Raw genomic sequence first — 20,704 nt, forward strand, 5'->3', positions numbered from 1 at the left:
ATGGCGAAGGCGCCTTCATCCGCGTTCGGGGCGATAAATCACACGGGACCGGTGGCCGCGCTCCAGCGCGCGGCCGACATGCTCTCGATTGCCGGCGGACTAATCGCCGCCGGCTGTATTGCCGCCTTGACGCTTCTGGTGCTGTCCGAAATCGCCGTAGCGACGCTTTCGAAGATTATGCCCGTCGTTCCGAACAGCATTCATGTCGGTTGGGAGTATAGCGCCTATCTGATGGGTGCGTCCTTCCTGCTCGGCGCTGGCATGACGTTGCGTGCCGGTCTCCAGATCCGGGTCGAGATGCTGATGCGTGCGGGTCACGGCCGCTTTGCGCGTCTGCTCGAAATTTTCTCCAGCGCGCTCGGCTCCGCCGTATCGGCTTTCCTGGCCTACGCGCTGATCCAGTTGTCGCTGCGAACCTATCGCTTCGGCGAGGTCTCACAGGACAGCTTCACGCCCCTCTGGATCCCTCAGGCCGTGCTGGCATTCGGCGCGCTGATCCTGGCGCTGCAGATGATTGCTCGCACGCTGAGCTGTCTCGTGGGACAGCCGGTGGACCGGCCGGAACTCGGCGCTGCGACGGCTATCGAGGGATAGATGCCGTCTCGCCGCCAATGCCCAGGCGGGCGGCAACATGGAGTACATCGACATGACTGCAATCATGGGCAGCCTTTTTGCTTTTCTATTCGGCTTCCTTGCAATTGGGGCGTGGATCGGCGTTGCGCTTCTCGCGACCGCCCTCGGCCTCGGCTACCTCTTCCTGACCGCGCCAATGGACAGGCTGCTGCCGCAATACGCGTTCAATATTCTGACAACACCCGATCTGGTCGCCCTGCCGCTCTTCGTGCTGATGGGAGAGTTTCTCTTCCGCACCAAGTTGTCGAAGGCGCTGTTCTCCGGCCTGGCTCCCTGGGCGGGATTGCTCCCGGGCCGGCTCCTGCATGTGAACATTGTCGGTTGTTCGATTTTCGCCGCCATTTCCGGGTCGTCGGCGGCGACGACCCAGGTCGTCGGCCGCATGACGTTGACCGAACTGCTGCGTCGCGGCTACTCGCCGGACATAGCGATCGGCAGCCTCGCCGGAGCCGGTACGCTGGGCTTCCTCATCCCCCCGTCCACTGTGATGATCATCTACGGTGTGCTGGCGGAGGAATCTGTGCTGCGCCTGTTTACGGCCGGGTTCATTCCCGGGGTGCTGCTCGCCGGGACGTTCAGTGCCTGGATCATGCTGCACACCGCGATGCGCAAGGATCTCGTGCCGGAAAGTGAGCGGGCTCTGCGCCACATGCCATTCTCGCAGCGACTGGGGGCGCTAAGGGAGCTCGGGCCGGCCCTGTTCCTCATCGTCTGTGTGCTGGGCTCAATGTATGCCGGCATTGCCACGCCGACGGAAGCGGCAGCGCTTGGCGTGCTCGGCGCGTTCATCCTCTCCTGGTCACAGAAAGCGCTGTCGATCGGAGTGTTGCGCGACATTGCCCTCGGCGCCGTTCAGACCTGTTCTGTGATGGGGATCATCATTCTCGGTGCAACCGTTCTCGGCAATATCAGCGCGACGCTCGGTATTCCCGATGCGGTGGCTGCGACGGTTTCGGCCTGGCAACTGTCACCGATCACGCTGATTATCGCACTGATGGTGCTCTACCTGATCCTCGGCACCGCCCTCGAAGGCTTCTCGATGATCGCCACGACATTGCCGGTCGTCCTGCCGATCGTGGAGCAGGCCGGCTTCGACAAGGTGTGGTTCGGCGTTTTTATCGTGCTCGTCGTCGAGATGGCCCAGATCACGCCGCCCGTCGCATTCAATTTCGCAGTGATCCAGAACATCACCGGGCGGGGCACGGGCTATATCGCTCGGGTAACGATGCCCTATCTTCTGATCATGATGGGCTTTGTCGTCTTCCTTGCACTCTTTCCGCAGATCGTGACATTCCTGCCGGACCTGATCTTGGGATAATCGCTCACGACTGCACAAACAGAATGGGCGGGTCCAAGACCCGCCCATCGTGATTCCAGGGTCTGTCTGACAGGCGATCACTCGTCGGTCGTGAGGCCCTTGGCGGCGAGCACAGCTGCAAGATTGCTGACTTCAATCACGCTCTTTCCCGCCTTGTAGGCAGCGATATAGCCTGCTTCGGCTTCCTCGCGTTCCTTCGATTTGACCGCGACGGCGTCGGCTTGCTCCCGCCGAACGACGACCACGCCGTCGGCATCGCCCCGGATGACATCGCCCGGGCGGATGAGTTCGCCTCCGACGATCACGTCGGCGTTGATCTGGCCCAGCGTCTCCTTGACCGTTCCCTTGACGCAAAGACTGAGCGAGAACACGGGCAAGCCGAGCTTGATGAGGTCGGCGCTGTCGCGAACGCCGGTGTCGGTGACGACACCGGCAATGCCCTTGGCCAGGCAGGCATTGGCGAGCACGTCGCCAAACGAACCGGCTTCCTCGTATTCGCCGGCTGAAACGACGATCACGTCTCCTGGCTTCGCATAGGCGATCGCCACCTGCAGCATGATGTTGTCGCGCGGCGCACATTTGACCGTAAAAGCCGGTCCGCAGACCGACATGGCGCGATCCACCGGCTTGATGCGCGAGTTGAGCGCGCCGAGCCGCCCCTGCGCCTCATGGATGGTGGCAACGCTATGGCGCGACAGCACCTCCACGCTTTCGGGAGACGCGCGCTCGATTTTTGTCCGGACATGGACCATGGGATTCCTCCTTGGAAAAAGCGGCGCTGGCCGCATCGGGTCATTCGAAACGTCAGGAGAGCGAGGCGCACGCCTTGGCGATGCGGTCACATGCCTCGTTGATTTGTGCCTTGGATGTAGCGATCGACAGCCGGAAATAGGGTGACAGCCCGTAGGCCGCGCCATGGATGGCAGCAACGCCGCAATCCAGAAGATAAAGGACAAAGTCGAGGTCGTTGGCGATCGTCCGGCCATCCGGCGCGGACATCCCGATGACACCGCTGCAATTGACGAACAGGTAGAAAGCGCCGCTCGGGGCGGTGCAGGAAATGCCCTCGATGGCGTTCAATCGCTCGACGGCGAGATCCCGACGCTTGCGATACGCTGCGACGCTCTCCGCAACGAAGCTCTGGTTCCCTTCGAGCGCAGTTGTGGCCGCGGCCTGGCTGATCGAAGAGGGGCACGAGGAGATCTGCGACTGGAGCTTGTTGATGGCGGCGACGAGCGCTGCGGGTCCCGCGCCGTATCCGATGCGCCATCCGGTCATGGCGTAGCTTTTCGATACACCGTTCACGAGGAAAATTCGGTCGGCGAGGTGCGGGGCGGCTTCTACGAGGCTGACGGCCTTGCCGTCGCCGAACCAGATTTCGTCATAGATTTCGTCCGTCAGCACCCAGACATGCGGATGGCGCTCCAGGACGGCCGCGAGCGCCGCCAGCTCCGCGCGCGAATAGGTGGCACCCGTCGGGTTGGAAGGCGCATTGAGGATGAGCCAGCGCGTCTTCGCCGTGATCGCCGCTTCGAGCGCCTCCGGCCTCAGCTTGAAGCCGTCCGCTTCGGTGCAGGGGACGATGACGGGCTTGCCCTCATTTGCCAGCACCATGTCGGGATAGGACACCCAGTAGGGCGCCGGAATGATGACTTCGGCGCCATTGTCGACCGATGCCATCAGGGCCAGAAAAAGGATCTGCTTGCCGCCGCCGCCGACGGTGATCGCGTCGAGCGGATAGACCTGGCCCGTATGGCGCTCGAGCCGTGCGGCGATTGCCCGCCGCAGGGCCTGGGTGCCATTGACGGGTGTGTACTTGGTGTCGCCGGCGCGAATTGCGGCGATACCCGCCTCCTTGACGGCTGCCGGCGTATCGAAATCCGGCTCGCCGACCGTCATGTCGACGATGTCACGGCCAGCCGCCTTCAGGTCGCGTGCGCGGGCTGCTGCCGCGGTGCTCGGGGAGGGTTTGATGCGCTCGACTCGCGCGGCGGGCTGGAAGTCGGCCATGGGTCACCTCATTACCGGTTCTTTGCGTGTGGAAAGGTCACGCGGAATCATAGGATGCGCAGGAGGTGAGGGCTAAGACGGATTCGGTCTGGCGTAATAGCCACGGGCAATGGCGCGGCTGCGGTTCACCGTCATCAAAAGTTGATCTGACCCCATCGTCCGAGGCTTATGATAGCGTTTCTCAATCCTCGGTTCGTCCTGCAACGCCACCCGCCGCTGTTGGACCGACCGGCAGCAGCGCAGGTTGAGAATGGACATCGAAAAGCTCAAGACCGTGATGCAGTGGATGGCGGCTTCCCCGCTGGTGGAGCTGGAACTCACCGAGGGTGACCAGCATATCAAGCTGGTCAGGGCGGGTGGCACGCCTTCCCGGGCGATGCCGCCAATAAGAGATCCAGGCACTGGCTCGGCCCTGACGACGCCGCAGCCCGAAAGTGTTTCCAGGAAGTTCGTCGATGCCCCTGTCTTTGGCATCGTCCACCTGTCGACCTCGGCGAGCGAGCCTGCCTTTGTCGGGGTGGGGCGCTCGGTAAAGTCTGGCGACACGCTTTGCCTCATCGAAGCAATGAAGGTCTTTACAACCATCGAGGCACCCTGCGACGGCGTGATATCCGACATCCTCGTCAAGGCAGGCGGCGAAGTGGCGATGGGACAACCGCTCTTCCTCATCGAATCGGAAGCGCAATGACTCGGGATCCGCAGACCAGGCCGTTCGAAACCGTCCTCATCGCCAACCGCGGCGAGATTGCGCTTCGTATCCAGCGCGCCTGCCACACGCTCGGCTTGCGCTGCGTCTGCGCCTATTCCGAGGCCGACAGAGACGCCCCGTACCTTCGGAGCGCCGACGCAGCGATCTGCATCGGCCCGGCGCCGGCGACGAAGAGCTATCTGAATGTAGAGGCTATCCTCATTGCGGCCGAAATCACCGGCGCTGAGGCCATTCATCCCGGCTATGGCTTCCTGTCCGAAAATGCCGACTTCGCCGACGCGGTCGCTCGCTCGGGCCGCGTCTTCGTCGGTCCTGCGGCATCGGCGATTCGAACCATGGGCAACAAGGTCGCCGCGAAGAAGGCGATGATCGCCGCCGGCGTGCCCTGTGTGCCCGGCTCCAGCGAGGCGCTCGGCGACGACGCGGTGATCGCGCGCATCGCCGAAGAAGTCGGTTATCCGATTATCCTCAAGGCGGCCGGTGGCGGCGGCGGGCGCGGCATGCGAGTCGTTCGATCGCAAGCCGAGCTCGCCAAGGCGGCCGCCATAACCCGCGAGGAGGCTCAGCGTTTCTTCGCCAATCCCGATATCTACATCGAGAAATTCCTGGAGCGGCCGCGCCACGTAGAGATCCAGGTGCTGTGCGACGGCCATGGAGAAGCCGTCTGGCTCAGCGACCGCGACTGCTCGCTGCAGCGGCGTCACCAGAAGGTCATAGAGGAGGCGCCGGCGCCCGGTATCGACCGCGAGGCGATCGCCGCCATCGGCGAGCGCTGTGCGAAAGCGTGCCGGCAGATCGGCTATGTCGGGGCGGGCACCTTCGAGTTTCTCTATGAGGATGGCGCGTTCTACTTCATCGAGATGAACACGCGCGTGCAGGTCGAGCATCCTGTGACGGAAATGATTACCGGCATCGACATCGTCGCCGCACAGTTGCGCATCGCCCGCGGCGAACCCTTGGGCTTTCGCCAGCAAGACATCCGCATCTGCGGCCATTCGCTCGAATGCCGAATCAACGCGGAGGATCCCTTCAACTTTGCGCCGCAGCCCGGCCGGATCGACGAGCTTGTCTTGCCCGGCGGCCCCGGCGTGCGAGTCGATACCCATGTCACGCGCGGTTACACTATCCCCTCAAGCTACGATTCCATGATCGCCAAACTGATCGTGCACGGCAGCACCCGAGACGAGGCGCTGGCGCGCATGCGCCGTGCCCTCTCCGAGCTGGTCATCGATGGCCCCGCCTGCAACGCAGCGCTGCACATGGAGTTACTCAACGAGGAGAACTTCGTCGCCGGTGGCGTGGATATCCATCACCTGGAAAGACTGCTGTCGGAGAGGAGTGCTGCATGAGTGCCGCGGCCGTGAACCTGGAGAAGCCACGCATAACGCCGCTCGGCTCCTGCGCCATCCTGTTCGAGGCACAGGGTGCCTTCGACATCGAGCACCAGCGCCGGATCTGGGCGCTCGCCGATGCCGCTGTCACCTGGGGTTCAGTGGTTGAGGCCGTGCCCGGCATGACCAATCTCATGCTCATCCTCTCCCGTCCACCGGGCGACCTTGATAAATTCAGGACGCTGCTCCTGGCGGCCTGGGAGACCGGCGCGGAAAAGCACGTCGAGCCGACCGTGCTGACGATCCCGATCGTCTATGGGGGCGAGGGCGGTCCTCATCTTCACGAAGTCGCGGACAGAACCGGGCTCTCCGTCGACGAGGTCGTCCGCATCCACACCGAACCGGATTACACGGTCTATGCCGTCGGCAGCCATGCAGGCTACTGCTATCTTGGCGGCCTCGATGCGCGACTCTTCATGCCGCGTCGCAAGGTGCCGCTGGCCAGCATTCCGGCCGGCTCGCTCTCGGTTGCCGGCATGCAGACAGGCGTTTCCGCCTCGCCGGGGCCGAGCGGCTGGCACACCATCGGTCGTGCCGAGATCAGCTTCTTCGATCCCGAGCGTCGGCCGCCAGCACTGTTAAAACCGGGTGACGTCATCCGGTTCAGGCGGGAGCGGGTCGTCGGATGATCGAGATTCTCTCCACACCATCGCTGGTTACAGTGCAGGATCTCGGCCGGAGCGGCTTCTACCGCTACGGCGTCTGCCGGTCGGGCGCCATGGACCGGTTGTCACTTGCCATCGGCAACCTGCTGCTCGGCAACGACCGAAACGCCGCTGGGTTGGAAATTCCCATCCTGCCGCTTCGGCTGCGCTTCGAGGCGGACGTGAACTTTGCGGTGACAGGCGCAGACTGCTCCGCCGAACTCGACGGCCGCCCGCTGCCGCCCTTCTGGGCCGCCCGGGCCCGCGCCGGGGAGGTGCTGACGCTCGCCGCGCCGCGCGCCGGCTGCCGTGCCTATCTCTGCCTGGCCGGAGGCGTCGACGTGCCGGAGGTGCTGTCCTCGCGCAGCACGCAATTGCGCGAGACGTTCGGCGGCCTGGATGGACGCGCACTCGTCAAGGGCGACCGCATCAAGGAAGTGGGCAATGACGTTGTCTTGCCAGAGGGCGGTCTCGGAGCCGTGCCGCCGGCCGCGGCTCTGGCCGACGCAGATGCTCCGGCAACCACAGTGCGCGTGATCCCAGCCGCGGAACACGCTGACTACGACGAACCTTCGAGGGCGGCCTTTTGGGCCGCGGACTGGAAGGTGACGGTGCAAAGCAACCGGGCCGGCTATCGGCTCAAGGGACCGGAACTGCAACTGCGGCGCCCGATCGAGTTGCGGTCTCATGGCGTGGTGCCCGGGGTAATCCAGGTGCCTGCCGGCGGGCAGCCGATAATCCAACTGGCGGACGCGGCCACTATGGGCGGCTATCCGAAGATTGGTGTGGTGATCGACGCGGATCTCTGGCGAATAGCGCAGGCGCGACCAGGGGACAGCCTGCGCTTCATCGAAACGGACGTGGCGGGCGCCGCGCTCGTCCACGAGGAGACGGAAGCCTACCTCGACGGCCTCGAACACGATGCGGGCCGGCAGCACCGGCTTTCAGCGGCATGGAGGACCTGATGACTGCAGAGGCGCTGAACGAAATTCTGGACCTGATGCTCAAATATGGGTTTGCAGAGGGTTCCTTTTCTGACGGCAAGGATAGCGTCGCGATGCGGCTGGGGCCGGCCGCAGAGACGCATCAGGCGGAAGAAAAGGGGCCGGTCGCCGACGCCGCGCCGGAGACGCTCTCTACAGTCTCTATTGGATGGCTCAGCTTCGTGCATCCGGCACGGCCGGGAGAAAGCTGCTCCGAGGGAGACGCGGTCGGAGCAGGGGCAAAGGTTGCCTATGTGACTACGGGCGCCACCATCACATCGGTAACGGCGGACCGCCGGGGCGTGCTTGGCCGCAAGCTCCGCAAGGAAGGCGACGTCGTGGGATACGGCACGCCGGTCTTCGAGTTCAGGTCACATGAGGACGGCTAGCGGAGATTCTACAATGCGGATCGACATTAATGCGGATCTCGGCGAGGGTTTCGGCCCCTATACGATCGCCGACGATGCGGCGCTCATGCCGCTCATCACTTCTGCGAATGTCGCTTGCGGCTATCATGCCGGAGATCCGGTCATCATGGACCGGACGGTGCGGCTCGCAAAAGAGCACGGGGTCGATATTGGCGCCCATGTCAGCTATCCGGACCGTATGGGCTTCGGGCGGCGTGTCATACCGATGGATGCCAACGAGCTAGAGAAGCACGTGTTGTTCCAATTGGGAGCGCTACATGCGATCGCTAGGGCTGCTGGACACCGCATCACCCATCTCAATCCTCATGGTGCGCTCGGCAATCAGGCGTCGGCTGATGCGGGTATTGCCGAAACGCTGGTGAAGGCGACATACGCTTTCGATCCGGACATCCGCTTTCTCGTGCTCCCCGGGTCCTCCCTGGAACGGGCCGCGTCGGCCGCCGGCATGAAGTGTCACCGCCTCTTCCTGGCGGATCGCGCCTACACTCAAGACCGTCAACTGGCGCCGCGCTCGCTCCCCGGCGCGGTGATCAAGGATAGAGACCTGGTGGTTGCGCGGCTTCTCCGACTCCTGCGGGATCAAACCGTCGAAACCATCGATGGCCAAACCATCAATATGGATGTGCAGTCTATCCTGGTGCATTCCGACACCCCGGGCGCGGTTGATTTGGCTAGGGAAATCCTCCGCGCCCTACAAGCCCGGGGCACGGACATCGTTTCGCTGTCGCAGCTTGGGGATAATTGCGCTTAAGCGCTCGAAAAATCGCATAATGTATCAAGGGGAACCGCGTTGCTCCACACCGGCATCATGAACGACTAGGCTGCGCCTTGACGGAGTTCCTCGATCAGTTCGGGATGGTGATCGAGTAGACGTAACAACTGGCTGGTCGGGCCGCTTGGCTCGACCAACCCCCGCTCGTACTTGTCGAAGGCATTTTCCCCCACCTTGAGCAGGCCGCCAGCCTCGCGCTGAGACAGTTTCAGTTTCTTGCGTACCCTTTTTATGGTGGCAGGCGAGGGAATGCCTTCGACCTCCTCCTTCAACGCCCTTAAGGCCGCGTCGGTAACGGCCATGTCATCACCGAAATGAACGCCTTCATCACCGTTTTCCGGATAGTAGCCCGGAAGTTCGACGGTTTTGCTCTTGCCCTTGTAGGTAACCACGAAGGGGCGCACCCCGCGACGTAGCGTCTCGCCGGTCTCTGGGGAGACCATCGTGTCGGGCAGATCCCTTTTCGATGCTGCCATGCTCATTTCTCCTTGAACGACATGACGACAAACTCGGTGATGACGTCCGCCTGGAACTTCACGTAAAGAACCATGCCGCGTGCTGGCACATGATAAACGTCCTGCCAAGCGCGATGATCCGCAAAGGTCGTCATCGTAAAACATCCGCCGCTCGATCCCGGCGATCGCTTCCACAACACCTGCCCGGTCGAAGCCCAATGTGGTGGCATCGCGTAGCGCGGTTGAGGTCATCGCAAGCGTCTCGACCGATCCGAGCGCTGCCTTGATTGCCTCGAGATCGTAGGTCGGGCGCAATTTCTCCATGCCCTATATGCCACCTTAATGGGGCGTTTCAAGAGAGGCTTGTGGAAGTGCACGATTGGCGCATGTGCGGCTCGCCGCGAAGGTAGCTCTCATCACGCCAAGGGACCGAGTCTTGTCATCGTTCGCACGAGAAATCGTAATTTGCGAAGGCCTGTCACGCGTTCTTTTTCGACGTGAACGGGTATTCGGTTCGATCCCCATCAATGCGAGGGATGCTCAATCGACTGCACCAAAGTGACGGCCTCTGGAGTGTGCACCCCTTGGGGCAGACTGACCCATGTCCACCCCAAGGGGCGCACTCCACTCGGCGGGATGTTTGGGTCCGAACTGTGTCGTTAGCGACGGGGGGTCGTGTGAGGAATGTCTCTATCACTCTCGCCATCTCCGGTCCCTGGCGAGGTTGTGGTGCAAATAACCCGGAATGATTGTCAGTCGCGTGCTTGAGAACTCGATGCAATCCATTCCGGTCCGAAAAATTCAGCGATATGCAGCACGGAGCCGGAAACGTGATCGGCAAAGATCAGCAACACGGCACCCGTCGTTAATCGTTCAGAACGGCAATCGCGCGCTTTCCTTGACTTCCTTCATGACAAAGAACGTTCGCGTCTGCCGGACGCCCGGCAGCGCAATCAGCTTCTCGCCATGCAACTTGTTGAAATCCCCCATATCGCGAACGCGGATCTTCAGCAGATAGTCGAAGTCACCGGCGACCAGATTGCAATCAAGAACTTCTTTCAACTCCATCACGGCGCCTTCAAAGGCCGCGAAACTCTCCGGCGTCGAGCGATCGAGCACCACGCCGACCATGACCAAGGCGCCAAGCCCGACTGCTGCGGGTGCCACCTCCGCCCGCACGCCGGTGATGTAGCCCTCATCGAATAGCCGTTGCGTCCGCCTGTGGCAGGTCGCGGCGCTGACATTTACGCGCTGCGCCAGATCGGCATTGGTGAGGCGGCCGTCGGATTGCAGGGCGCGCAGGATCTTGAGATCGATCCTGTCAAATTCGCCTGTGGAAGATTCTTTCACAATGTCACCTACCAACAGAAGAAATGCATCATTCTGCTAGAAACCTATTCCATATAGGTAAGTTCGGCAACGAATTTAGAGAGCACCTTTCAAGCCTTTTCTCCTATCCTCCGGCCTCGAAAATCGGCACGGAGGCCATGATCGATGTCACTGCTTGAGAAGTTCGAACGTTACCCACTCACTTTCGGCCCGACGCCGATCGAGCATCTGCCGCGGTTGACGGCGGCGCTCGGCGGCAAGGTGCAGATCTACGCCAAGCGCGAGGACTGCAATTCCGGCCTCGCCATGGGCGGTAACAAACTCAGAAAGCTCGAATATATCGTGCCGGATGCGATCGCCTCCGGCGCCGATACGCTGGTGTCGATCGGCGGCGTGCAATCAAACCATACTCGCATGGTTGCGGCCACCGCCGCCAAGATCGGCATGAAATGCGTTGTCATTCAGGAAAAATGGGTGCCGCATTACGATTCGGTCTATGATCGCGTCGGCAATATCCTGATGACGCGGCTGATGGGAGCGGACAGCCGGCTGGTTGACGACGGCTTCGACATCGGCATCCGCAAGAGCTGGGAGGATGCGATCCAGTCGGTGAAGGACGCCGGCGGCAAACCCTATCCGATCCCGGCCGGCGCCTCGGTGCACAAATACGGCGCACTCGGCTACGTCGGTTTCGCCGAGGAAGTCGCCGCACAGGAGAAAGAGCTCGGCTTCATCTTCGACTACATTATCGTCTGCGTCGTCACCGGCTCGACCCAAGGCGGCATGATCGTGGGCTTCGCCGCACACGACCGGGCCGAGCGGGTGATCGGCATCGATGCATCGGGGACGCTCGAGCAGACCCGCGCGCAGGTGCGCAAGATCGTCGATTCCACTGCCGACCTGGTTGGCCTCAACCGAGCGATCCGCGAAAACGAGATCGTCATCAATCCCGATTATGCCTATCCCGCCTATGGCGTACCATCGGAGGAAACCAATGCGGCGATCCGGCTTGCCGCCCGCACCGAGGCGATGATCACCGATCCGGTCTATGAGGGCAAATCCATGCAGGGACTGATCGACCTGACGCGCAAGGGTTTCTTCCCGGAGGGGTCTCGGGTTCTCTACGCCCATCTCGGCGGCGCGCCGGCGCTGAACGGCTACAGCTACTACTACAAGGACGGCTGAGCCCTTGCCGAATTCTGTCCCCTTTCGTCCTTCTCCATCGGAACACGGCGATGACCGACACCAGCCAACTCAAGACCATTGAAAAGCGCCTGCTCTGGCTCTCCCACTGGATGATCCATCACGCGAACCACCTTCGGCCGAAGGTCGACGGCATCAAGACCGGCGGGCACCAGGCGAGTTCGGCCTCGATCGTATCGATCATGACCGCGCTCTATTTCTCGGCGCTCCGGCCGGAAGACCGCGTCGCCGTCAAGCCGCACGCGTCGCCGGTCTTTCATGCGATGCAATATCTCATGGGCCGGCAAACGCGCGAGAAGCTCATGAACTTCCGTGGGTTTGGCGGCGCGCAGAGCTATCCGAGCCGGACCAAGGATGTCGACGACGTCGATTTCTCGACCGGTTCCGTCGGCCTCGGCGTCGGCATCACCGCACTCGCCTCGATCGTGCAGGATTTCGTTCGAGCCAAGGAATGGGGCCGCGGCAAACTCGGCCGCATGGTAGCACTCGTCGGCGACGCCGAACTCGACGAGGGCAATGTCTACGAGACGCTGCAGGAGGGTTGGAAGAACGACCTCAGGAACTGCTGGTGGATCATCGACTACAACCGCCAATCGCTCGACGGCATCGTGCGCGAGGGGCTGTTCGAGCGCGTCGAGAGGATCTTTGAGGCTTTCGGCTGGGATGTGGTGCGTGTCAAATACGGAGTATTGCAGCGCGCGGCCTTCGCCGAGCCGGGCGGCGAGAAGCTTCGCGAATGGATCGACCGTTGCTCCAACCAAGATTATGCAGCGCTTACCTTCATGGGTGGCGCGGTATGGCGCAAGCGCCTGACCGACGATCTCGGCGACCAGGGCGACGTCTCCGCCCTCGTTGACCGGCGAAGCGATGCCGAACTCGCGGCGTTGATGGAGAATCTCGGCGGCAACTGCGTCGAGACCATGGCTGAGACCTTTGCCGCGATCGATCACGACAGGCCGACCTGCTTCCTTGCCTATACGGTGAAAGGTTGGAGCACGCCGATCGCCGGTCACAAGGACAATCACGGCGGTCTGATGACGATGGCGCAGTTCGCCGAATGGCAGGCGCATATGGGTGTCGCGCCCGGCGAGGAGTGGGAGCCCTTCGCCGGCGTGCCTGATCGCGAGGCGATGAAGAAATTCCTCGCCTCGGTCCCATTTTTCACCGAGGGTGCGCGCCGTCATGCCGATCGCCGGCTGGAGGTGCCAAGCATAGCATTCGACACACAGCGGGAGATATCGACGCAGATGGCCTTCGGCAAGATCCTCGACGATCTCGCCAAAAACAAATCCGAGCTCGCCGAGCGCATCCTGACAACATCACCCGATGTGACCGGTACCACCAGCCTTGGCGCCTGGGTGAACCGGCGGAAACTCTTCGCACGCCAGCCGCTCGCCGATGCATTCATCGAACACCGCATCGCCTCGACGGCAAAATGGGAGTTCAGGCCGGAAGGGCAGCATATCGAACTCGGTATCGCCGAGATGAATCTCTTCTTGCTGCTGGGCGCCGCCGGCCTCAGCCATTCGCTGTTCGGCAAACGGCTGATCCCGATCGGCACGGTCTATGATCCCTTCGTCTGCCGGGGCCTCGATGCCCTGAATTATGCCTGCTATCAGGATGCCCGCTTCATGATCGTCGGCACGCCCTCGGGCGTGACGCTGGCGCCCGAAGGCGGCGCGCATCAGTCGATCGGCACGCCGCTGATCGGCATGAGCCAGGATGGTCTGGCGGCTTTCGAACCCGCCTTCGCCGACGAACTCGTGGTGATTATGGAATGGGCCTTCGACTACATGCAGCGCGACGGCGAAAACGATCCGGACGAACGCACGTGGTTGCGCGACGAAACGGGCGGTTCGGTCTATTTGAGGCTCACGACCAAGCCGCTCGAACAGCCCCTGAAGCGCGTTGACGACGATTTCCGCCAAGGGGCCATCGACGGCGCCTACTGGCTTCGGAAACCGGGACCGAACTGCGCGGTCGTGATCGCCTACCAAGGAGCGGTGGCCGACGAGGCAATTGCCGCGGCCGGCATGATCGCGGAGGTCCGGCGCGACATCGGCGTGCTCGCCGTCACTTCGGCCGACCGGCTGAACGCCGGCTGGTCGGCGGCACAACGCGAGCGCGCCCGCGGAAATCCGAAGGCCACGAGCCATATCGAGCGGCTGCTCGATCCGCTGCCCAGCCATAGCGCCATCGTCACCGTGCTCGACGGCCATCCGGCCACGCTCTCCTGGCTCGGCGCCGTCGCCGGCCACCGGACCATTCCGCATGGCGTGGAGCACTTCGGCCAGACCGGCACGGTCGGCGATCTATACCGGCATTTCCGGCTCGAACGCAACGCGATTGCGGCATCGGTCATGGCGCTTACTGAGGGACGACGAGCGATGGAGCTGGCGTCATTGGTCTTCCCTTAGCGGCTCCGCGCTTCAGCACAGATCAAAACCGCGTCGCGGTTTAGACCGGCGCAAAGGTCGAGCGAAGGAAAAGCTCTGAGCCAGCTCCCTACGGCAGATGAATGGAGTTTGCCACTTCCATGAGGTGCGGAGCGATTTCGCTGCGCACCTTTTCGATGCTCCATTTCAGGCTGGACACCGAGCATTGCACGGTCGCCACCGGGCGGCGGTCGCCTGCCAAAATGGGGGCGGCGATGCCGATCTCGTTGAGGATATTCTCGCTCTGCGTCAGCCCGTAGCCGCAAGCCGCCGCCTCTTCAATGGCGGCGGCGATTTTCGCCCGGTCGAGCGTCGTCTTCGATGTCAGGGCGGTGATCGGCCAGGTCTCTACGGCCTTTTTGCGCTCTTCCGGGGCGAAGCAGGCGATCATGGCGCGTCCGCTGGACGTGGTGAGCGCCGAAAGGCGCCGGCCCGCGATCATCGCGCCGAAGCTCGTCAATTGCGTCGGTATGCGGATCACATAGACGATTTCGTGTCCGTCGAGGCGCGCCACATTCACCCGCTCGCCCAGCTTGCGCCCAAGCTCGATCAGCTTGGGCATGGCAAGCTGCACCAGCGGGTCGGACCAAAGGTAGGCGTTGCCAAGTTCCAGGAACTTCAGTGAGGGGCTGTAGCGCCGCGATTCCGGATCCTTATTGAGATAACCGATCTTGTGCAGCGTGTTGGTCAGCCTTTGTGCCGCGCTCTTGTCGAGCCCGGTGAGCGCGGCGATTTCCGTCAGCCCCAACGCGCTGTGCCTCTCGTCGAAAACGCTCAGAATACGCATCCCTTTTTCGAGCGATCCGACAAACAGTGTGTCCTGTTTTTCCTTGATCAATTCCGTGTCTCTTCTTTCATCGCTATCCAGATTTTGCGCGCCCGCTGGAGTTTCCGGCGTTTGGTTTCTTGACAAGCAGAAATCTGATTAATACGCTGAACCATAATACAGTTGTAAGTATTAATATATAATAATAACAAGTCAACCAGAGGGGCCGGTTCGCGCCGGTTTAAAAGCAGATGAAAACACGTCTTTTGATGAGTTCCGTCGCGCTGGCCGCCGTGCTGGCGAGCGGCCAAGCCATGGCGGACAAGGCCAGCGACACGCTCAACGCCGCCTTCACGAAGGAACTGGAGTCGGTCGACAGTTATTTCAATTCGGCCCGCGAGGGCGTCATCCTTCAGCGTTCCATCTGGGATGGGCTGATCTATAGCAACCCCCAGACCGGGGAATACCAGGGCAATCTCGCCACCTCCTGGAAGTGGGTCGACGATACCACGCTGGAGTTCAAACTGCGCGAGGGCGTCAAGTTCCACAATGGCGAGGAGTTCGACGCCGAAGATGTGGTCTATACGGTCAACTTTGTCGCCAATCCGGAAAACGGCGTCGTCGTCCAGCGCAACGTCAACTGGATGAAGTCGGCGGAAAAGGTCGACAAATACACGGTGCGTATCACCACCAACGGTCCGTTCCCGGCGGCGCTCGAATATCTGGCCGGCCCCGTTTCCATCTATCCGAACGAATATTACGCCAAGGTCGGTCCCGCCGGCATGGCGCTGAAGCCGGTCGGCACCGGTCCCTATCAGGTGGAAAGCGTCGAGCCCGGCAAGCATTTCGTCCTGAAGAAGTTCGACGGCTATCACGACGGGCCGAAGGGCAAGGCGGCGATCGGCACGGTCGACATCCGCACCATTCCCGACGTCAACACCCAGCTTGCGGAACTCTTCAGCGGCGGTCTCGATTTCGTCTGGGGCGTGCCGTCCGACCAGGCGGAGAAGCTCGCGGCCATGGGCCGATTCAACGTCGTCAACGAAAGCACGATGCGCATCGGTTATCTGGAGCTCGACGCCGCCGGCCGCAGCGGCAAGGACAATCCGATGACCAAGTCCGCCGTGCGCCGGGCTATCGCCCACGCGATCGACCGGCAGGCCATCGTCGACAATCTGCTCAAGGGCAAGTCCAAGGTGGTCAACTCCGCCTGTTTCCCCTCGCAGTTCGGTTGCGAGCAGGATGTTACGGTCTATGACTACGACCCGGAAAAGGCGAAGGCGCTGCTCGCCGAGGCCGGTTATCCGGAGGGCTTCGCGATCGATTTCTATGCCTATCGCGACCGTGGATACGCCGAGGCGATGCTGGCCTATCTCGCCGAAGTCGGGATCACCGCGAACCTCAAATATCTGCAGTACTCGGCCCTGCGCGACCTGCGCCGCAATGGCGAGACCAGCCTGGGCTTCCAGACCTGGGGCTCCTATTCGGTGAACGACGCCTCCGCCATTACCAGCGAGTTCTTCAAGCACGGTGCTGAGGACTTCGCCCGCGACGACGAAGTCAAGGGCTGGCTCGATGTGGCCGACACGTCGGTCGATACCGGCGTGCGCAAGGAGAACTACTCCAAGGCGTTGAAGAAGATCGCGGACGAGGCTTACTGGATTCCGCTGTTCTCCTTCAATTCCAACTACGTCTTCACCGCTGACGCGGAATATACGCCCACCCCCGACGAGGTGGTCCGCTTCTTCCAGATGCGTTGGAAATAGCAATCCTCGCGGCGCGTCGGGCGATTGCCATCTGGCGCGCCGGTCTTTGCGGATCGGGGTCAAACATGCTTGCTTTCGCATTGAAACGGCTGGGGCTTGCGGTGCTGGTGACGCTTACCGTGTCGCTCGTGAGCTTCAGCCTGCTCTTCATGTCCGGCGATCCGGCCTCGGCCATCGCGGGCGAAAACGCCAGCGCCTCCGACATCGAGGCCATTCGCGCGCTCTACGGTTTCGACCGGCCGTTCCTCGTGCAATATGCGGATTGGCTGACCAGTGCTCTTCGCGGCGATTTCGGCCAGAGCTATTATTTCAAGCTGCCCGTTTCGACGCTCATAGCCGACCGACTGTCAATCACCATGCTGCTCGGCGTTTGCGGTATCACGTTTGCGCTTTTGACCGCTGTGCCGCTCGGCGTGGCGGCAGCGATGCGACCCAATTCCTTCATCGACCGGGCAGCGTTGTTCCTGTCGGTGCTCGGCCAGGCGATGCCGAGCTTCTGGTTCGGCCTGGTGCTGATCGTCATCTTCTCCATCTGGCTCAACTGGCTGCCACCATCGGGCTCCGGCGGCTGGCAGAATTTCGTCATGCCGACCGTCGTACTTGGCTATTACGCCATGCCGGCCATCATGCGGCTTACAAGGGCCGGAATGCTGGAGGTGCTGAATGCCGACTATATCCGCACCGCGCGCGCCAAGGGAGCAAGCGAGATGCGCGTCATGTTCAAGCACGCGTTGCGCAATGCCGTGGTGCCGGTCGTCAGCCTCGCCGCCGTGCAGATGGGCTTCATGCTGGGCGGCTCCATCGTGGTGGAATCGATCTTCGCGCTCCACGGCGCGGGCTTTCTCGCCTGGGAATCCATCGCCCGCAACGACTTGCCGACGGTGCAGGCGCTGATCCTGATCTTTTCCTGCTTCTACATCGTCTTCACCTTCCTGTCGGACCTCGCCAATGCCTGGCTCGACCCGCGTATCAGGGTGGGCTGACATGGCACGCACAATCGATACGGCTTTTGAGGAAATCCACGCGCCGAGTCCCGCTGCCCAGCTGCGCCGGCGCATCTTCGGCCATTACGGGCTGGTCTTCGGCATCGTCGTTCTCGCCCTCATCGTCCTGATCGCGCTCTTCGCACCGCTGCTTGCGGGTCACGATCCCTACACGCAGGACCTGATGGCGCGCATGAAGCCGCCCTTCTGGATGGCGGGGAGCGACCCCAACCACATTCTCGGCACGGACCAACTTGGCCGCGATTATCTCGCCCGGCTCCTATACGGTGCGCGCATCTCGCTTTCCATCGGCGCCATCGCGGCCCTGATCTCCGGCCTTATCGGGACGGCCATGGGCGTCGCCGCCGGCTATTTCGGCGGTCGCGTCGATCTCGTGGTGACCTTCCTCATCAATGTCAGGCTGGCGATGCCCGTGGTGCTGGTGGCGCTTGCGGTGGTGGCCGTCCTCGGCGGATCGCTGCAAGTGGTGGTGACGGTGCTTGGGCTTCTCCTGTGGGACCGCTTCGCCGTCGTCATGCGCTCTTCCGTGCTACAGGTGCGCGACCTCGAATATGTCAACGCCGCCAAGGCTATCGGCTGCTCGACACAGCGCATCATCCTGTCCGAGATCATGCCCAACATCGTCAACAACCTGATCGTCGTGGCGACGCTCGAAATGGCCCATGCAATCCTGCTCGAAGCCGCGCTTTCCTTCCTTGGCCTCGGTGTCCAGCCGCCGACGCCCTCTTGGGGCCTGATGATATCGGAGGGCAAGCAGATGATGCTGTTCGAGCCGTGGCTGATCGCCATTCCCGGCGTAGCCCTGTTCGTGCTCGTCCTCGCCATCAATCTCCTCGGCGACGGCCTGCGCGACGTCACCGCGCCAGAGAACAGAGGGTAGACTGTGATGAACGCGCCCCTTCTCAGCGTCCGCGACCTCACCATCGACATACCGATTGCGCAGGGCACGCTCCATGCCGTGCGCGGCATCGGCTTCGATCTGAAACGCGGCGAAACGCTTTGCATCGTCGGCGAGTCCGGCAGCGGTAAGTCGCTCACGTCGCTGGCGATCATGGGCCTCCTGTCGAAGAAGTTCAAACGCGACGCAGCGCGGCTCGACTTTGCCGGCATAGACCTTATGAGCCGGAAGCAGCGAGAGATGCGCGATCTGCGCGGCAATCGCATCGCCATGATCTTCCAGGAGCCGATGACCTCGCTCAACCCCGCTTATACGATCGGCGACCAGTTGGCGGAGGCTTATCTCCTGCACAACAAGGCGAGCAAGGCGGAGGCGCGCGCCCGCGCCGTGGAGCTTCTGGGCAAGGTCGGCATCACCGCCGCCGAAAGCCGGCTCACCCAATATCCGCACCAGCTTTCCGGCGGTCTGCGCCAGCGCGTCATGATCGCCATGGCGCTGATGTGCTCGCCCGAGCTGATTATTGCCGACGAGCCGACGACGGCGCTCGATGTCACCATCCAGGCGCAGATCCTGCGGCTTCTCGCCGACCTGCAGCGCGAGATGAACATGGCGATGATCCTTGTCACCCACGATCTCGGTGTCGTGGCGCGCATTGCCGACAAGGTGGCGGTCATGTATGCCGGCGAGGTGGTGGAGCAGGGCACGGCGCGGGAGATTTTCGAGCACCCGCGTCATCCTTACACGAGGGGGCTTCTGCGCTGCATCCCGGTGCCTGGCAAGACGAGGCCGGGCGAGCATCTGGGCTCCATTCCCGGCATCGTGCCTTCGCTCGTCGGTCGGGTGGAGGGCTGCGCCTTCCGCGACCGGTGCGATGTGTCGGAGGCGGCTTGCGCCGCCGCCATACCCGAAAGGCGGCTGGAAAGCGGGCACGTCTGGCGCTGCGTCCATGCGAGCGGGGAAGGGGCGTCGGCATGACGAAGGAAACCATGCCGCCCGTTCTGGAACTTGCCGCCGTCACCAAGACCTATCAGGTCAAGCAGGGCATCTTCGCCAGGCCGAAGCCGCTTCATGCGCTGGGCGGCGTCTCGCTCCGCATCAATAAAAAGGATGTGCTGGGCCTTGTCGGCGAATCCGGCTGCGGCAAGTCGACGCTCGCGAAAATCCTGCTCGGTCTCGAAGCGCCCACATCCGGCCAAGTGCTGGTGGATGGCAGGGAGATCGGCGCGCGGGAACGCCGGCTTCTGGCGCGACGTATCCAGCCAATTTTCCAGGACCCCTATTCCTCGCTCAATCCGCGCAAGAGCATCGAGGATATCATCGCGCTGCCGCTGGTGGTGCATGGCGTCGGCGACAGCGCGTCGCGGGCCGAGGCGGTGACGAAGATGCTCGATCTCGTCGGGCTTCCGGCGCGCCTCAGGCGCGGCTATCCGAATCAGCTTTCCGGCGGCCAGCGCCAGCGCGTGGCAATCGCCCGTGCGCTCATCATGAAGCCCGAGATCGTCATCTGCGACGAGCCGACTTCAGCGCTCGATGTGTCGGTCCAGTCGCAGATTCTCAATCTCCTGGGCGATCTGCGCGAGGAGCTGGGTCTCACCTATCTCTTCATCAGCCATAATCTGGCAGTGGTGGAGCATCTGGCGACGCGGGTAGCGGTGATGTATCTCGGCCAGATTGTCGAAGAGGCCCCGGCGGCGGAGCTTTTCGCCGGTCCGCGCCATCCCTACACGCGGGCGCTTCTGGAATCGGTGTTGACCCCCGACCCCTCTCTTTCTCTGCCCGACACGCATCTCGGCGCATCGTATCCGAACCCGATTTCGCCACCCTCGGGCTGCCGCTTCCACCCGCGCTGCGCCGAGCTCCGCGACATCTGCAAGACCGCGCCGCCGCCGCGTGTCGGCGGGGAAGGGGGCCATGTGGACTGTCATCTCTACGGCAGTTCTGCCGCACACTAGTCAGGATC

At 62.5% G+C, this 20,704-nt stretch carries 20 protein-coding genes; 15 read left to right on the plus strand and 5 right to left on the minus strand.

Annotation, left to right across the window (positions count from 1 at the left end):
- The gene (locus EKH55_RS22095; RefSeq protein WP_151613159.1) at window positions 1-594 is read left to right on the plus strand and encodes a TRAP transporter small permease subunit; all 594 of its coding nucleotides are present in this window, start codon (window positions 1-3) and stop codon (window positions 592-594) included.
- Between the two features lie 52 nt (window positions 595-646).
- Window positions 647-1,951: a TRAP transporter large permease gene (locus EKH55_RS22100; protein WP_151613160.1), complete on the plus strand. Its 1,305-nt coding sequence runs from the start codon at window positions 647-649 to the stop codon at window positions 1,949-1,951.
- Between the two features lie 77 nt (window positions 1,952-2,028).
- Here the strand turns inward: EKH55_RS22100 and EKH55_RS22105 are convergent, their stop codons facing one another.
- Both EKH55_RS22105 and EKH55_RS22110 read right to left on the minus strand, forming a co-directional pair.
- On the minus strand, window positions 2,029-2,703 hold the full coding sequence (locus EKH55_RS22105; protein WP_151613161.1) for a 4-carboxy-4-hydroxy-2-oxoadipate aldolase/oxaloacetate decarboxylase: 675 nt from the start codon (window positions 2,701-2,703) through the stop codon (window positions 2,029-2,031).
- Between the two features lie 52 nt (window positions 2,704-2,755).
- On the minus strand, window positions 2,756-3,961 hold the full coding sequence (locus tag EKH55_RS22110) for an aspartate transaminase (RefSeq protein WP_151613162.1): 1,206 nt from the start codon (window positions 3,959-3,961) through the stop codon (window positions 2,756-2,758).
- Window positions 3,962-4,211: 250 nt separating this feature from the next.
- Here EKH55_RS22110 and EKH55_RS22115 point away from each other — a divergent pair, with 250 nt between their 5' ends.
- Genes EKH55_RS22115 through EKH55_RS22140 form a run of 6 tightly spaced genes read left to right on the plus strand, consistent with a single transcriptional unit; the run spans window position 4,212 to window position 8,867 of the window.
- On the plus strand, window positions 4,212-4,649 hold the full coding sequence (locus tag EKH55_RS22115; RefSeq protein WP_151613163.1) for an acetyl-CoA carboxylase biotin carboxyl carrier protein: 438 nt from the start codon (window positions 4,212-4,214) through the stop codon (window positions 4,647-4,649).
- Complete coding sequence (gene accC, locus EKH55_RS22120; RefSeq protein WP_151613164.1) at window positions 4,646-6,019, plus strand: acetyl-CoA carboxylase biotin carboxylase subunit; 1,374 nt, start codon at window positions 4,646-4,648, stop codon at window positions 6,017-6,019. Before EKH55_RS22115 ends, accC begins: the two co-directional genes overlap by 4 nt.
- Entirely contained in the window at window positions 6,016-6,690 is a 675-nt protein-coding gene (pxpB, locus tag EKH55_RS22125) for a 5-oxoprolinase subunit PxpB (protein ID WP_151613165.1), read from the plus strand. Before accC ends, pxpB begins: the two co-directional genes overlap by 4 nt.
- Window positions 6,687-7,670 carry a 5-oxoprolinase subunit C family protein gene (locus tag EKH55_RS22130; RefSeq protein ID WP_151613166.1) on the plus strand — a complete coding sequence of 328 codons (984 nt, stop codon included), beginning with the start codon at window positions 6,687-6,689 and terminating at the stop codon, window positions 7,668-7,670. The genes pxpB and EKH55_RS22130 overlap by 4 nt, the downstream gene beginning before the upstream one ends.
- On the plus strand, window positions 7,670-8,077 hold the full coding sequence (locus EKH55_RS22135) for a biotin/lipoyl attachment domain-containing protein (RefSeq protein ID WP_151613167.1): 408 nt from the start codon (window positions 7,670-7,672) through the stop codon (window positions 8,075-8,077). Before EKH55_RS22130 ends, EKH55_RS22135 begins: the two co-directional genes overlap by 1 nt.
- 13 nt (window positions 8,078-8,090) lie before the next feature.
- A complete protein-coding gene (locus tag EKH55_RS22140; RefSeq protein ID WP_151613168.1) occupies window positions 8,091-8,867 on the plus strand; it encodes a LamB/YcsF family protein in 777 nt (258 codons plus the stop codon).
- A gap of 65 nt (window positions 8,868-8,932) precedes the next feature.
- Here the strand turns inward: EKH55_RS22140 and EKH55_RS30340 are convergent, their stop codons facing one another.
- Window positions 8,933-9,667 carry a type II toxin-antitoxin system MqsR family toxin gene (locus EKH55_RS30340; protein ID WP_427915868.1) on the minus strand — a complete coding sequence of 245 codons (735 nt, stop codon included), beginning with the start codon at window positions 9,665-9,667 and terminating at the stop codon, window positions 8,933-8,935.
- Window positions 9,668-10,216: 549 nt separating this feature from the next.
- Window positions 10,217-10,693 carry an Lrp/AsnC family transcriptional regulator gene (locus EKH55_RS22155; RefSeq protein WP_069461355.1) on the minus strand — a complete coding sequence of 159 codons (477 nt, stop codon included), beginning with the start codon at window positions 10,691-10,693 and terminating at the stop codon, window positions 10,217-10,219.
- Between the two features lie 144 nt (window positions 10,694-10,837).
- On the opposite strand from EKH55_RS22155, the gene EKH55_RS22160 reads away from it, so the two are divergent.
- Complete coding sequence (locus EKH55_RS22160) at window positions 10,838-11,857, plus strand: 1-aminocyclopropane-1-carboxylate deaminase (protein WP_151613170.1); 1,020 nt, start codon at window positions 10,838-10,840, stop codon at window positions 11,855-11,857.
- 50 nt (window positions 11,858-11,907) lie between these two features.
- Complete coding sequence (locus tag EKH55_RS22165; protein WP_151613171.1) at window positions 11,908-14,292, plus strand: 1-deoxy-D-xylulose-5-phosphate synthase N-terminal domain-containing protein; 2,385 nt, start codon at window positions 11,908-11,910, stop codon at window positions 14,290-14,292.
- 88 nt (window positions 14,293-14,380) lie between these two features.
- Here the strand turns inward: EKH55_RS22165 and EKH55_RS22170 are convergent, their stop codons facing one another.
- Window positions 14,381-15,148 (minus strand): IclR family transcriptional regulator, encoded by a 768-nt coding sequence (locus tag EKH55_RS22170; RefSeq protein WP_151613172.1) that lies wholly within the window; start codon window positions 15,146-15,148, stop codon window positions 14,381-14,383.
- A gap of 179 nt (window positions 15,149-15,327) precedes the next feature.
- Here EKH55_RS22170 and EKH55_RS22175 point away from each other — a divergent pair, with 179 nt between their 5' ends.
- From EKH55_RS22175 to EKH55_RS22195, 5 genes are all read left to right on the plus strand, one after another.
- Window positions 15,328-16,842 (plus strand): ABC transporter substrate-binding protein, encoded by a 1,515-nt coding sequence (locus EKH55_RS22175; protein ID WP_151613173.1) that lies wholly within the window; start codon window positions 15,328-15,330, stop codon window positions 16,840-16,842.
- Window positions 16,843-16,907: 65 nt separating this feature from the next.
- Window positions 16,908-17,825: an ABC transporter permease gene (locus tag EKH55_RS22180; RefSeq protein WP_151613174.1), complete on the plus strand. Its 918-nt coding sequence runs from the start codon at window positions 16,908-16,910 to the stop codon at window positions 17,823-17,825.
- Window position 17,826: 1 nt separating this feature from the next.
- The gene (locus tag EKH55_RS22185) at window positions 17,827-18,726 is read left to right on the plus strand and encodes an ABC transporter permease (protein ID WP_151613175.1); all 900 of its coding nucleotides are present in this window, start codon (window positions 17,827-17,829) and stop codon (window positions 18,724-18,726) included.
- Window positions 18,727-18,732: 6 nt separating this feature from the next.
- Complete coding sequence (locus EKH55_RS22190; protein ID WP_151613176.1) at window positions 18,733-19,719, plus strand: ABC transporter ATP-binding protein; 987 nt, start codon at window positions 18,733-18,735, stop codon at window positions 19,717-19,719.
- Window positions 19,716-20,696, plus strand: a complete 981-nt coding sequence (locus EKH55_RS22195; protein ID WP_207544047.1) for an ABC transporter ATP-binding protein — start codon at window positions 19,716-19,718, stop codon at window positions 20,694-20,696. The genes EKH55_RS22190 and EKH55_RS22195 overlap by 4 nt, the downstream gene beginning before the upstream one ends.
- Window positions 20,697-20,704: the final 8 nt, after the last annotated feature.

This window comes from Sinorhizobium alkalisoli (genome assembly GCF_008932245.1).
Taxonomy (GTDB): Bacteria; Pseudomonadota; Alphaproteobacteria; order Rhizobiales; family Rhizobiaceae; genus Sinorhizobium; species Sinorhizobium alkalisoli.

What these genes read in the sequence shown, in the direction of transcription:
- EKH55_RS22095 (WP_151613159.1), top strand. Translation starts at nt 1, where the DNA reads ATGGCGAAGGCGCCTTCATCCGCGTTCGGGGCGATAAATCACACGGGA.
- EKH55_RS22100 (WP_151613160.1), top strand. Translation starts at nt 647, where the DNA reads ATGACTGCAATCATGGGCAGCCTTTTTGCTTTTCTATTCGGCTTCCTT.
- EKH55_RS22105 (WP_151613161.1), bottom strand. Translation starts at nt 2,703, where the DNA reads ATGGTCCATGTCCGGACAAAAATCGAGCGCGCGTCTCCCGAAAGCGTG.
- EKH55_RS22110 (WP_151613162.1), bottom strand. Translation starts at nt 3,961, where the DNA reads ATGGCCGACTTCCAGCCCGCCGCGCGAGTCGAGCGCATCAAACCCTCC.
- EKH55_RS22115 (WP_151613163.1), top strand. Translation starts at nt 4,212, where the DNA reads ATGGACATCGAAAAGCTCAAGACCGTGATGCAGTGGATGGCGGCTTCC.
- accC (WP_151613164.1), top strand. Translation starts at nt 4,646, where the DNA reads ATGACTCGGGATCCGCAGACCAGGCCGTTCGAAACCGTCCTCATCGCC.
- pxpB (WP_151613165.1), top strand. Translation starts at nt 6,016, where the DNA reads ATGAGTGCCGCGGCCGTGAACCTGGAGAAGCCACGCATAACGCCGCTC.
- EKH55_RS22130 (WP_151613166.1), top strand. Translation starts at nt 6,687, where the DNA reads ATGATCGAGATTCTCTCCACACCATCGCTGGTTACAGTGCAGGATCTC.
- EKH55_RS22135 (WP_151613167.1), top strand. Translation starts at nt 7,670, where the DNA reads ATGACTGCAGAGGCGCTGAACGAAATTCTGGACCTGATGCTCAAATAT.
- EKH55_RS22140 (WP_151613168.1), top strand. Translation starts at nt 8,091, where the DNA reads ATGCGGATCGACATTAATGCGGATCTCGGCGAGGGTTTCGGCCCCTAT.
- EKH55_RS30340 (WP_427915868.1), bottom strand. Translation starts at nt 9,667, where the DNA reads ATGGAGAAATTGCGCCCGACCTACGATCTCGAGGCAATCAAGGCAGCG.
- EKH55_RS22160 (WP_151613170.1), top strand. Translation starts at nt 10,838, where the DNA reads ATGTCACTGCTTGAGAAGTTCGAACGTTACCCACTCACTTTCGGCCCG.
- EKH55_RS22165 (WP_151613171.1), top strand. Translation starts at nt 11,908, where the DNA reads ATGACCGACACCAGCCAACTCAAGACCATTGAAAAGCGCCTGCTCTGG.
- EKH55_RS22175 (WP_151613173.1), top strand. Translation starts at nt 15,328, where the DNA reads ATGAAAACACGTCTTTTGATGAGTTCCGTCGCGCTGGCCGCCGTGCTG.
- EKH55_RS22180 (WP_151613174.1), top strand. Translation starts at nt 16,908, where the DNA reads ATGCTTGCTTTCGCATTGAAACGGCTGGGGCTTGCGGTGCTGGTGACG.
- EKH55_RS22185 (WP_151613175.1), top strand. Translation starts at nt 17,827, where the DNA reads ATGGCACGCACAATCGATACGGCTTTTGAGGAAATCCACGCGCCGAGT.
- EKH55_RS22190 (WP_151613176.1), top strand. Translation starts at nt 18,733, where the DNA reads ATGAACGCGCCCCTTCTCAGCGTCCGCGACCTCACCATCGACATACCG.
- EKH55_RS22195 (WP_207544047.1), top strand. Translation starts at nt 19,716, where the DNA reads ATGACGAAGGAAACCATGCCGCCCGTTCTGGAACTTGCCGCCGTCACC.